The following is a 12,560-nucleotide window of genomic DNA, read 5'->3' as shown; positions in this document are numbered from 1 at the left end:
GCCCTGCACCGCCGCGGCGACCGCGGGCGGGACGAGGGTGGTCTTGCCCGTCCCCGGTGGCGCCTGGGCCACGACGACCCCGCGGGCGCGCACGGCCGCGACGACGTCGGCCAGCCCGTGGCGCACGGGCAGGTCGGGCGGGTCGGCCAGCAGCCGGCCGATCGGGTCGTCGTCCACGCATGGAGTCTGAGGGGTCAGGGCCGCGAACGCTCCCTCGCCGACTCGACCGGCAGCAGGACGGCGCCGACGAGGAAGCACACCGCCCCGAGGAACGTGCCGAGGTTCACCAGCGACAGGTTGGCCAGCTCGCCCGTGGACCGCAGGTAGCGGGYGGCGAAGGCCGCCACCCCGAACGCGACCGACCCGACCAGGTTGAGCGCGGCGATGCTCCACCCGACCGACCGGTCGGACCGCGGGAGGATCCCCCGGTTCACCTCGGCGTAGGCGAGCCAGCTGGCCACCAGGAAGCAGATCGACCCGCCGACGTCCGGCACCCAGACCAGGTGCCGCTCCTGCGCGGTGCCGAGGTCGGGGCGGGTCGCCGCGAACGTGCTGATGTTGAAGAACACCGTCCCCACCAGCTGGACCAGCACCGCCCAGGCGTCGATCCGCCGGGAGCTCCAGCCCAGGAGGCGGGGCCGTGGGGATCCTGCGAGCACACCGACGGGTGCCCGCAGCGTCTCGTGGAGCTGCAGGTAGGCGGCGGACGTGAAGAAGATCGACCCGACGAAGAACGTCCAGCCCACGACGGACGCGGCGACCCGGTCGAAGTACAGCGGCAGCGACCCGAGGGCGAAGCAGACCGACCCGAGAGCGAACAGGCCTCCGATCCACCAGCTCAGGGCGCTCGCCGGACCACCGCGTGCCCCGGTACCCCGCAGACCGAGCCCCTTGCGGTGCCGCCGCGAGCTCCACTCCACCTCGGTGCCGTCGGGCCGCGCCAGCACGGCGTGCGTGACGAAGCCCAGCGGCCCGCGCCGACGGACGACCCGCCAACCGGCCGGAAGCTCGGGGACGGCCGAGGTCACTTCGCCAGGCCGGTGCGCGCCTTGCTCCGCGCCGCCGCGTGCGCCGGTGAGGTCCACAGGTCGGGCTTCGCGCTCGGACGCCGGACCGGTTGCTCCTCGGCGAGGTCGTCCCACGCCTTCATGAGGTCGCGCAGCAGCTGCTCGACCATCACGCGGCTCAGGTCGAGCCGGACCACCACGCGCAGCAGGTGCACCGCGTCGGCGTCGGGCGGCAGGCTGTACGCCGGGACGATCCAGCCGTCCTCCCGCAGCCGCGCCGACAGGTGGTAGACGTCGAACCCCGGGTCGCCCGCGATCCGGAACGTGACGACCGGTTCCGCCAGCCCCGGGTTGAGGATCTCGAACCRCCCGCTGGCCACGAGCGACTCGTTGAGGAACCGCGCGTTCGCCAGCATGTTCTCGACGATCGAGGTGTAGCCGCTGCGCCCCAGCCGCAGGAAGTTGTACAGCTGCGCCTGGATCATGGCCGAGCCGCGGGAGAAGTTGAACGTGTACGTCGGCTGCGCACCCCCGAGGTAGTTCACGCTGAACACCAGGTCCTCCGGCAGCCGGGACGCGTCGCGGAAGATCAGCCAGCCCACCCCCGGGTAGACCAGGCCGTACTTGTGCCCGGACGCGTTGATCGACGCCACCTGCTCGAGCCGGAAGTCCCAGCGGAGGTCCGGCTCGGCGAAGGGTGCGATGAAAGCACCGCTCGCCCCGTCGACGTGCAGCGGGATGTCCCAGCCCTTCTCCGTCTTGATCCGGACCAGCAGGTCGTTGATCTCCTCGATCGGGTCCGCCTCGCCGATGTGCGTCGTGCCCAGCACCGCGCCGACCGCGATGGTGTTCTCGTCGACGTGCGCCTCGACGTCGTCGGCGCTGAGCACGAACCGGTCCGCCTTCATCGGGATCTTGCGCATCTCGACGTCGAAGTAGTTGGCGAACTTGTCCCACACCACGTGGGTCTCCGCGCCGAACACCACGTTGGGCCGGTCGGTCGACAGCCCGGCTGCCCTCCGCCGGTCGCGCCACGCGCGCTTGTGGGCGAGCAGTCCGAGCATGATCGCCTCGGACGACCCGATCGTCGCGACGCCGACGACCGCGGACGGGTCGGGTGCGTGGAAGAGGTCTCCCAGCATGTGCACGCAGACCTCCTCGATCAGCGAGGCCGCCGGGTACTCCTCGTGGTCGATGTGGTTCTTGCGCAGCGCGTCATGGATGAGCCGCTCCGCCTGCGGCTCCATCCACGTGGTGACGAAGGACGCCAGGTTGAGCGTCTCGCGGCCGTCGAGCATGAGGCCCGTGTGCAGGAGCTCATAGGTCTCGTCCGGGTCGAGCCCGCGTGCGGGGAACGTGCTGCGGTCGACGTGCTCCCGAAAGCTCGGGCGGCCATGGATCGGGCCGTGGGGATCAGGCGTCTCGCTCACGTGTGCTCCTCCAGTTCCTCCCGCCGGAGCTCTGGCTGGACTGCCGCCCCCGGCGCACCCACGAGTCCGAACGTAGACCCGCAGCACCCGATCTGTCCCGGTTCGCCCCGCTGCGCCCAGGCCGTCACGGCCGGCCAGGTAGAATCGACCGATCCCCGCCTGCCCGGCTCTCGTGCTCCCCTGCCCGTCGGCCACCCCTGTCGACCAGCTAGGAACCGCACGATGACTGCCGTGAGCACAGCCCCCGAGACCGTCGACGGCGTCGACGCCGCCGAGCTCGACGTCTTCCTGCGCGTCGCGGACCAGATCAGCAGGCTGCCGTCCGACCACCCGCACCTCGCCCTCGCCCGGCGCGCGACGTCCGCCCTGTTCAAGGCGGCCAAGAAGCAGCGCCGCGCGGAGAAGCGGGACGCCATCAGCGCGGCCGACCGCGCGGTCATCYACGCGACGGCCACCGGCAGCCCGGGCCGCATCGACGACGAGACGCAGGGCATCCCGCTCGTCTCCAGCGTGCAGGGCGCCACCGCGGGGACCCTGCTCAAGGCCCGGCCCTGCTACATCTGCAAGGAGCCGTACGTCGAGGTCGACGCGTTCTACCACCAGCTCTGCCCGGCGTGCGCGCGGCTCAACCACGCCAAGCGCGACGCCCGGACCGACCTCGTCGGCAAGCGCGCCCTGCTCACGGGCGGCCGCGCCAAGATCGGCATGTACATCGCCCTGCGCCTGCTCCGCGACGGCGCCACGACGACGATCACCACCCGGTTCCCCCGCGACGCCGCCCGCCGGTTCGCCGCGATGCCCGACAGCGCCGACTGGCTGGACCGCCTGAGCATCGTCGGCATCGACCTGCGCGACCCCGCCCAGGTGGTCGCTCTCGCCGACTCCGTGGCCGCGCAGGGACCGCTCGACATCCTCATCAACAACGCCGCACAGACCGTCCGCCGCTCCCCCGGCGCGTACACCCACCTCGCGGACGCCGAGCTGGAGCCGCTGCCCGACCGCCCGCTGCCGCAGATCACCACCTTCGGGCGGACCAGCAGCGCCCACCCGGTCGCGCTCGCGGGGTCGGTCACCGAGCTGACCAGCGTCGCAGCCGGGGTCTCCACGCTCGCGCTCACCGCCGAGCACGCGTCGCTCGAGCGGCTCGTGGCGGGCACGGCCATCGACGCCGGCGGGCTCGTGCCGGACACCGCCGAGACCAACAGCTGGGTGCACACGGTCGACCAGGTGGACCCGATGGAGCTGCTCGAGGTCCAGCTGTGCAACCAGACCGCGCCGTTCATCCTGGTCAGCCGGCTGCGCGGCGCGATGCGTGCGCCGGGACGCGCCTATGTGGTCAACGTGTCCGCCATGGAGGGCGTCTTCTCCCGCGGCTACAAGGGTCCCGGCCACCCGCACACCAACATGGCCAAGGCTGCGCTCAACATGCTGACCCGGACCAGCGCCACCGAGCTGGCCACCGACGGCATCTTCATGACCAGCGTCGACACCGGCTGGATCACCGACGAGCGSCCSCACCMSACCAAGSTGCGRCTGGCCGASGAGGGCTTCCACGCTCCCCTCGACCTGGTCGACGGCGCCGCCCGCGTGTACGACCCGATCGTGCGCGGCGAGTCCGGCGAGGACCTGTTCGGCTGCTTCCTCAAGGACTACGTGCGCTCCGCCTGGTAGCCCCCGGAGGCGGACGACGCCTCGGTGCACCACCATGAGCGCGTGCATCGCGACATGAGCGCCCACCTGTCCCTCGACGTCACCTCCCCCGCCACCCTCGCGTTCGAGCTGGCCGTGTCCACCCAGCTCACCGCCCGCGAGTCGCTGACGATCACCCTCGACGGGGTGCCGATCGAGGCGAAGGAGGTCCCCGACCATCACGGGACGCGTCTGCACGTCGTCCGGGCGGAGGTCGGCCGGCTCGTCCTGGACTACTCCGCGTCGATCGACGGCCGCGCCGCCCCGGTCACGTCCGACGAGGCCGACCTGCTGCGCTACCTGCGTCCCAGCCGGTACTGCGAGTCCGACACGCTCGGGCCGACCGCCTACGCCGAGTTCACGGGGCTGCACGGGTTCGACCTGCTCGCCGCGGTGAGCTCCTGGGTGGGGTCCCGCCTCTCGTACGTCCCCGGATCCAGCCTGCCGACCGACGGCGCCGTCCAGACGCTGCTGGCGCGCAAGGGCGTGTGCCGCGACTACGCGCACCTCGTGATCGCCCTCCTGCGCGCGCTGGACGTCCCCGCACGGCTCGTGTCGGTGTACGCCCCGGGACTGTCCCCCATGGACTTCCACGCCGTGGCCGAGGCGAACCTGGACGGGCAGTGGTACGTCGTCGACGCCACCACGCTGGCCCCGCGCTCGAGCCTGGTCCGCATCGCGACGGGCCGCGACGCCTCCGACACCGCGTTCCTCAACGTGCACCACGGCTACGCCAACCTCATGGAGCTCGAGGTGACCGCGGTCGCGGACGTGCTGCCCGACGACGACGTGCGCGATCTTGTGACGATCGGCTGACCCGACCGATAGCCTCCGGAAGGTGACATCACCGGACGAACCCGGCACGACGACGCCTCCCCGGCGCCGGTCCTTCCTCGCTCGCCGGACCGGCACGGACGACTTCGGCATCGTCCTGAGCCTGCTGGTCACCGCGTACGTGGCCTTCGCGCTGAGCTCCGACCAGTGGGTCGAGATCCTCGTCCTCGTCCTCTACCTGTTCACGCTCGGCCTCGCGGTCCGGACGTCCCAGCCGATGCCGCACCAGCGACGGTTCGTGCGCATCGTGCTCGTCGTCTCCGCCGTCGTCGCGCTCGTCGCGCTCACCGTCCTCCCGCAGCCGACCGCGGACGGGGTCATCGACGGCGTGGTCTGCGTGATCCTCATGACCGCGCTGGTGGTCATCCTCGACCGGATCCTGCGCCGGACCGCCGTGACCGTGCAGTCGCTGGCGGGCGCCCTGAGCGCGTACCTGATCATCGGGATGTTCTTCGCGAGCCTGTTCGGCGTGATCGACGTGCTGACGCCCGGCCCGTTCTTCGCGGGCGGCGAGGCGGCGAACGCGCGCTCGTTCCAGTACTTCTCGTACACGACCCTGACCACCCTCGGATACGGCGACTACACGGCCGCGCTGTTCCCGGGGCGCAGCATCGCCACCTTCGAGGCGCTCGTCGGTCAGGTGTTCCTCGCCGTCCTGGTCGCCCGCCTGGTCGCCGCGTTCCACGGTCGCGCGGAGGCCGTCCTGCCCGAGCACCCCGAGTGACGTGGACGCCGCCACCGCACACGCCTGGGACGCCCTCGGCGGCTCCCAGGACCTCTGCTCGCGCGTCGAGTACGTCGGCACCCCGGGGCTGAGGTCGCCGCTGCCGGTGCGCGAGCTCGCGCGCGCGACCGTGGGCGTCTGCTCGCTGGCCGCGGCCGAGCTGCATCGACTGCGCACGGGCGGCGACCTGCCCGCGGTGCGGGTCGACGAGGGGGCGGTCGCGGTTGCGTTCACCAGCGAGCGGCACCTGCGGGTCGACGGACGGCCGATCCCCCTGTTCGCGCCGCTGTCCGGGTTCTGGCAGTCCGCCGACGGGTGGGTCCGCACGCACGCCAACTACCCGCACCACCGCGCGCGCCTGCTGGCCTCGCTCGGGATCCCCGACGCCGGCGACGACGCCGACCTCGTCGGCCGGCTGGCCGTCGTGCTCGCGGAGCGTCCGGCTCTCGACGTGCAGGAGGCCGCCTACGCGGCCGGCGGCCTTGCCGTGGCGGTCGCGCCGCCGCGTCCGAGCGACGAGCCCCTGATCGAGACACGCACCGCGGGCACCGCGGACCCGCGCCCGCTGCGACCCAGCACCCTGCCCGCCGCCGGTGTGCGGGTCCTCGACCTGACGCGCGTGCTCGCCGGGCCGGTGGCCACGCGCACGCTCGGGCTGCTCGGTGCGGACGTCCTGCGCGTCGACGCCCCCTGGCTGCGCGAGGACGACGGGACCCACATCGACACGGGGTTCGGCAAGCGCTCGACCCGGCTCGCGCTCGAGGACCCTGCCGACCGCGCGACGTTCGAGGAGCTCCTGAGCGCCGCGGACGTGCTCGTCCTCGGCTACCGTCCGGGCGCGCTGGACCGGTACGGCCTCGACGACGACGCGCTGCGGGAGCGACGGCCCGGCCTGGTCGTCGCCCGGCTCTGCGCCTGGGGGTGGCAGGGTCCGTGGGCCGGCCGGCGGGGGTTCGACAGCCTGGTGCAGGCCGGCACGGGCATCGCGGTGGCCGAGCAGGACGCCGACGGCCGACCGGGCACCATGCCCGCCCAAGCGCTGGACCACGGGACGGGCTACCTCCTCGCCGCGGCCGTCCTTCGGGCGCTCACAGAGCGGGCGACGACGGGGGCGACGCACCACGTCCGGCTGTCGCTGGCGGGCACCGCAGCGTGGCTGCTCGGCGGGATGACGCCCCTTCCCGGGACCGCGGGCGCACCGGGCGCGCCCGATCGCTGGCTGGCCGAGACTGTGTCGCCGTACGGGCTGCTCCGGCACGCCCGCTCGCCCGTCGCGGTCGCCGGTGTGCCCGACGACTGTGACCGACCCCCGAGCCGCTGGGGCACCGACAGCCCTCGCTGGACCGGCGGCTGAGCCTGCCCGCCGACCGGGCCGTCGTATCTGTTCGGCTGTCCAGCACTCTTCTCCTCAGGGACGACGTCCCTCTCGTCGGTGGATCGGTGGGCACGCACGGTGCCCCAGCTGGAGGCAGCCATGGCGCTCGATCAGGGGTCCGCCGGCCTGGTGCCGGGACCGGTCGCACTCGACGGGCTGACGGAGATCCGGGTGCACGGCGTCGGCGGCACCAGCCCGGAGTCGCTGCTGGGCGACCTGGAGCCGACCCGCGTCGCCGGTGACCGCGTGGCGGGGTTCTTCCGCACGCGGGATGCGCGCGGACGCCATCGCGAGGCGTACTCGTGGGGCGGCCTGACCTCCCGGAGCCGCACGCGTGCCCTCTGGGCACTGCTCCTGCCGTCGATGTTCGCGAACATGGCGGGCTGGATGGCACGGCGCTGGGTCATGTCCGGCGACCAGGAGGACGACGAGCCCGCCACGATCTGGGTGTTCCGGTGGTTCGCGCGACTGGCCGYCCTCGCGCTCACGCTGAGCACCGCGGTGATGGTGACGATGCTGTTCACGGACGTCATCGCGTACCAGTGCGGCGGGATGGCGCAGTGCCGTCGCGACGGCTGGTGGACGACAGCCGCCGACCGGTGGCTGCCGGTCGACCACGCCGGCCAGAGGATCGTCGTCGGCGCCGCCACGGCCACCCTGGTCGCCCTCGTGTTCGCCCTGCTCGCCCGCCACACACGGTCGGCTTACGAGCGCGTCGAACCCCCGACGCCGATCAGCGCCGACCAGGGCGCGCTCGACTCCGACCCGCAGCCGTCCCGACGGTGCGCGGCCGCCCAGGAGGGCGGGCTGCGGAACCCCGACTTCTGGTCCGGCCTGCGGTGGCACATCTTCCTGTCGCGGCTGCACCTGTCCGCGTGCCTCGGTGTGGTCGGCCTGCTGCTCGGGTGGTCCGTGGCCGCGCTCGGCGGCGACTCGACGGCGGGCGGGCTGGGCCGCGTCGCCGCGATCGGTGCGGCGGCGGGCATCGTCGCCGTGATGGGCCTCCTCGCGTTCGACGACGCCCACCCGGTGCTCGCCACCCTCGTGCTCGGGCTCACGGTCGCGGCACTCGTCCTGGCGGGCGCGGCCGCGCTGACCCTCCCCGCGGGCGACAGCGCAGCGGGCATGCTGCCCGGGTCCCGCTGGGCCGTCAACGCGGTGTGGGGTGCCAGCCTCCTGCTCCTGCTGCCGCTGGCGGGCCAGCAGGTCGGCGCCTGGGTCTTCCGGCGGGTCAAGGCCCGACAGCTGCGGGCGCAGCACCTCACGATCCCCCGGATCGGCCTGTTCCCGTGGGCGGCGCCRTTCGTCATGAACACCGTCGCCCTCATGGTCGCCAACACCGTCCTGCTCTCCGCGATCGTGTACGTCGCCCGCGTCCTGGGCACCATCACGTGGGGCTTCGGCCCGGAGCCGGGCTCGGACCCCGTCCCGGGTGCCATCTACGTCCCGGAGGCGGTCGGCTCGCTGGCGTCGATGCTCTCGCTCGGACTGATCTCGCTCTTCGTCGTGTTCGGGATCGGCTTCTGGGTGGCGATGACCCGGACCCGCACGCGCACCGCACCAGCAGTGGAGGCGCGCCTGCGGCAGCATTACGCCGACGCCGGCATCCCTTCGCAGGCGCCGGACGCCGCGGTGCGGACCGAGGCGGGCTGGTGGCGGTCGGCGTTCGACCCGCCGCTGTTCGGCAAGGCCGCCTCCGAGACCGGCGACCGGCCGTCGCGCTGGGTCCGCAAGGTCGCCCTGATGCGGTTCGTCGGGGACCACTCGCGTGCCGTGGCCATCCCGCTCGTCGTCGCGACGGTCGGCGGCGTGGTCGGCCTGATCTACTTCCTCACGTGCGTGTGGGTGCTGCGCAGCGGGACGCCCATGTTCCTCGTGGACATCGGGACGACCGTGGCGGTGGCCTTCCCGCCGCTGTACGTGCTGATCCTGGCCAGCGCCTGGCGCAACGAGCGGTGGCGGCGCGTCCTGGGCACGCTCTTCGACGTGGGCAGCTTCTTCCCCCGCGCGTTCCACCCGTTCGCACCGCCCGCCTACGCCGAGCGTGCGGTCCCGGAGCTGACCCGTCGGATCTGGCGCCTGCACGACAGCGGCGGCCGCGTCGTCCTCACCGCGCACTCGCAGGGCAGCGTCATCGCCGCTGCCGTGGTCGGGCGCAGGTCGCCGGAGCGCGGTGCCGACGAGCCGACCATCGGCGTGGTCACCCTGGGCTCGCCGCTCGGCAAGCTCTACCGCTGGGCGTTCCCGGCGCTGTTCAGCGACGGGTTCCTCGCGGGCATCGCGGAAGGCCGCGCCGGCATCGGGCCGGTCCTGTGGACCAACGTCTTCTACGCGACCGACTACATCGGCGGCGCGGTGCGCACCGGCGACTCGACGCTGCCCGGCACCGTCGACCTCGAGCTGGTCGACCCCCCGACCCACCGGTACGTCGCCGACCAGCCCCTGCCGCGCGTCCTCAGCCACACGGGCTACTGGCACGACCCGGCGTTCTGGGGCCAGGTCGACACGATGTGCGACCGGACGACGGCCGCCGACCCGGGCCGCGACACGGGAAACGGCTCCGCGCACGAGGACACGATCGCCCCGGACCCGCGCACCCCGGTGAACTACCTCTGAGCGGCCGCGATCAGGCGGTGATCCCGCTGGTGGAGGCCACGACGTCGCCGATCTTGCGGGAGAGCGCCTCGTAGAACATCGACAGCGGGAACTCGTCGTCCAGCACTGCGTCGGTGAACCCCTTCGGCGGACCGTCCAGGGGCAGGTCCCCCCGCGCCCACGCCGACGCCGGGTGCGGGGTCACGGTGCCGGACACCAGCGCGTACGCCGCGAGCCAGTGCGCGGTCTTCGGCCGGTCGATCGAGCGCCAGTAGAGCTGCTCGATCTGCTCGGCCAGCGCGATGACGGCGCCGGGCACCTGAGGCCAGTCGACGGTGAGGCGCGAGTCGGTCCAGTGCAGGACGTGGTGCTGGTGCAGCCAGGCGAACAGCAGCTGACCGCCCAGGCCGTCGTAGTTGCGCACCCGCGACCCGGTCACGGGGAACCGGAACAGGCGGTCGAACAGGATCGCGTACTGCACGTACCGCGCGTGCGGCACGCCCTCGTCCTCGAGCCGCACGGCCGCCCGGAAGGCGGTCAGGTCGCACCGCAGCTCCTCCAGCGAGTAGAGGAAGTACGGCATCCGCTGCTTGATCATGAACGGGTCGAACGGCAGGTCACCGCGCATGTGGGTGCGGTCGTGCACCAGGTCCCAGAGGACGAACGTCTCCTCGGCGAGCCGCTGGTCGTCCAGCAGGCGCGCGGCGTCGGGCGGGAGCGCGAGGCGGGTGGTCTCCGCGGCGGCACGGACCACCCGGCGGAACCGCGCGGCCTCGCGGTCCGCGAAGATCGCACCCCACGTGAACGTCGGCACCTCGCGGACGGCGACGGTCTCGGGGAACAGGACCGCCGAGTTGGTGTCGTAGCCCGGGGTGAAGTCGAGGAACGTGACGGGGACGAACAGCGCGTTGCTGAACTGCTCGGCCTCGAGCCGGGCCACCAGCTCCGGCCAGCGGACCTGGAGCAGCACCGCCTCGACGCGCCGATCGGTGCTGCCGTTCTGCGTGTACATCGGGAAGAGCACCAGGTGGGGCAGCCCGTCGACGCGCTGGCGCTGCGGCTGGAACGCCACGAGCGAGTCGAGGAAGTCCGGCACCCCGAACCCGGCGTCCGCCCACCGCGTGAGGTCCTTGCCGACCGCCGTCAGGTAGTCCTCGTCGTGCGGCAGCTGGCCGGCGAGGTCGTGCACGGACGCGGTGATCGCGTGCACGAGGTCGCGTGCACGCGCATGGTGCGCGGCGTCCGGGATCGAGCCGTCCTTCACCTGCAGGGTCTGCAGCTCGGTGACGTCCTGCTTGAGACGCCCCCAGGAGGGGTGCGCCGCGAGGTCAGACCGGCGCGTCGTGCTCGCCTCGAGGGCCGACGGACGCGCGGCCCAGACGAGCGCGTTGAGCAGGACCTCGGGCGACGGGTCCACGCCCAGGACCAGGAACGCGCCGTCGGGGTCGCGGTTCCCCGCGGCGACGACGCTGCCCAGGGCCTGGCTCCCCGTCGCCGACCGGAGCACGGGGTGGGCGGACCCGGCGAGCTCGAGGGTCGCCCGCACCGGCAGCTCGACGTCGGTGGTCCAGGCCAGGAGGTCGTCCGCGGTGAGGTCCGCCGGGACCAGCCCGGTCGGCTGCGTGGCGGCCGCGGCGCGCACCACGACGCCACGGTCCGCGAGCACCTCGGCGATCTCCGGTGCCTCGGCGCCGGTGGCAAGCGCGACGAGGCCTGCTCCGCCGGACGCGCCGGCCGTCGTGGTCCCCGGCAGCACGAGCACCACGTCGGGATCGTCGTCGGCTCCGACGAACGTCAGCCCGTGGCGCTCGAGGTGGGCGCGGTGCGGGGTCGGGAGGTCACCGGTCGCGTGGACGGTCGGGAACAGACTCATGCGTCATCTCACCATTCGGACGGCAGCGTTACTGCACGGTACGTTCCGCGCGTCACGCGGTCAACGGTCGAGCGGGCGCGCGGCCGCCGTCTCCCCCAGACTGATCCGGTGCGAACCCTGGGGGTCGAGGAGGAGTTCCTGCTGGTCACGCCCGAGGGCAGACCGCAGCCGGTCGCAGCGGCGGTCCTGCGCCACGCGTCGTCGGTGGACCACCCGTCCACGGACGAGCCCGGCGGCGACCTCGAGAAGGAGTTCAAGCTCGAGCAGATCGAGACCTCGACGCCCCCGCGGGCCGACCTGACCGAGCTCGTGGCCGAGATCCGCGCCGGCCGGGTGCGGACGGACGAGATGGCCCGGCGCGCCGGTGCGCGGATCGCGGCCCTCGCGGCGGCTCCGCAGGTGGTGGAGTCGACGGTCCTGCCCGACCGCCGCGCCTTCGCCATCCGCGCGGAGTTCGGCCAGACCGCGCGGGACCAGCTCACGTGCGGGTGCCACGTCCACGTCTCGATCGACGACGAGGAGGAGGGCGTCCGCATCCTCGACCACCTCCGCCCGTGGAACGCGGTGCTGCTCGCCCTGTCCGGCAACAGCCCGTCCTGGCAGGGCAGCGCCACGGGGTACGCGTCGTACCGCTCGCAGGTCTGGGGCAGGTGGCCGACCGCGGGGCCGACCGCGCCGTTCGGCGACGCCGCCGGCTACCGCGCCGTCATCGAGGACCTGCTCCGGACGGGGGCGATCCTCGACGAGGGGATGGTCTACTTCGACGCCCGCCTGTCCTCGCGCTACCCGACGGTGGAGGTGCGCGTCGCGGACGTGTGCCTCGATGCCGACGACGCGGCTCTGCAGGCGGCGCTCGTCCGCGGGCTCGCGGAAGCGGCCATGGGCGATCCGATGCCACAGCCACGCACCGAGCTGCTGCGGGCCGCGACGTGGCGGGCCGCCCGCTCCGGGCTCACCGGTGACCTCGTGAGCCCGCTGACCGGCGAGCCGATGCCGGCCGCGGACGTGGTCGGCCAGCTCGTCGACCACGTCC

9 protein-coding genes are annotated in these 12,560 nt (G+C 73.2%); 6 read left to right on the top strand and 3 right to left on the bottom strand.

The features are described from left to right. Nucleotides 1-194: 194 nt before the first annotated feature. Entirely contained in the window at nt 195-1,028 is an 834-nt protein-coding gene (locus AC1DUQ_RS07080; RefSeq protein WP_477073561.1) for a hypothetical protein, read from the bottom strand. Next, nucleotides 1,025-2,437 (bottom strand): glutamate decarboxylase, encoded by a 1,413-nt coding sequence (gad, locus tag AC1DUQ_RS07075; protein ID WP_477073560.1) that lies wholly within the window; start codon nt 2,435-2,437, stop codon nt 1,025-1,027. Before gad ends, AC1DUQ_RS07080 begins: the two co-directional genes overlap by 4 nt. A gap of 222 nt (nt 2,438-2,659) precedes the next feature. Between gad and AC1DUQ_RS07070 the strand changes: the two genes are divergently transcribed. From AC1DUQ_RS07070 to AC1DUQ_RS07050, 5 genes are all read left to right on the top strand, one after another. Beyond that, complete coding sequence (locus AC1DUQ_RS07070) at nt 2,660-4,108, top strand: SDR family NAD(P)-dependent oxidoreductase (protein ID WP_477073559.1); 1,449 nt, start codon at nt 2,660-2,662, stop codon at nt 4,106-4,108. 42 nt (nt 4,109-4,150) lie between these two features. Beyond that, nucleotides 4,151-4,942, top strand: a complete 792-nt coding sequence (locus AC1DUQ_RS07065; protein WP_477061840.1) for a transglutaminase-like domain-containing protein — start codon at nt 4,151-4,153, stop codon at nt 4,940-4,942. Nucleotides 4,943-4,964: 22 nt separating this feature from the next. Then, on the top strand, nt 4,965-5,684 hold the full coding sequence (locus tag AC1DUQ_RS07060; protein WP_477061839.1) for an ion channel: 720 nt from the start codon (nt 4,965-4,967) through the stop codon (nt 5,682-5,684). Nucleotide 5,685: 1 nt separating this feature from the next. Then, nucleotides 5,686-7,038 (top strand): CoA transferase, encoded by a 1,353-nt coding sequence (locus AC1DUQ_RS07055; RefSeq protein ID WP_477073558.1) that lies wholly within the window; start codon nt 5,686-5,688, stop codon nt 7,036-7,038. Nucleotides 7,039-7,158: 120 nt separating this feature from the next. After that, entirely contained in the window at nt 7,159-9,675 is a 2,517-nt protein-coding gene (locus tag AC1DUQ_RS07050) for a hypothetical protein (protein ID WP_477073557.1), read from the top strand. Between the two features lie 10 nt (nt 9,676-9,685). On the opposite strand, the gene AC1DUQ_RS07045 is transcribed toward AC1DUQ_RS07050, so the two are convergent. Next, nucleotides 9,686-11,050: a DUF6421 family protein gene (locus tag AC1DUQ_RS07045; protein ID WP_477061910.1), complete on the bottom strand. Its 1,365-nt coding sequence runs from the start codon at nt 11,048-11,050 to the stop codon at nt 9,686-9,688. Between the two features lie 585 nt (nt 11,051-11,635). Between AC1DUQ_RS07045 and AC1DUQ_RS07040 the strand changes: the two genes are divergently transcribed. Further along, nucleotides 11,636-12,560: glutamate--cysteine ligase (locus tag AC1DUQ_RS07040; RefSeq protein ID WP_477073556.1), on the top strand; the 925-nt coding region annotated here is incomplete at its 3' end.

This window comes from Cellulomonas sp. P4_B5_2 (assembly GCF_056402235.1).
The sequence above is the reverse complement of the archived record's forward strand: the minus strand, read 5'-3'. Positions and strand labels throughout refer to the sequence as shown.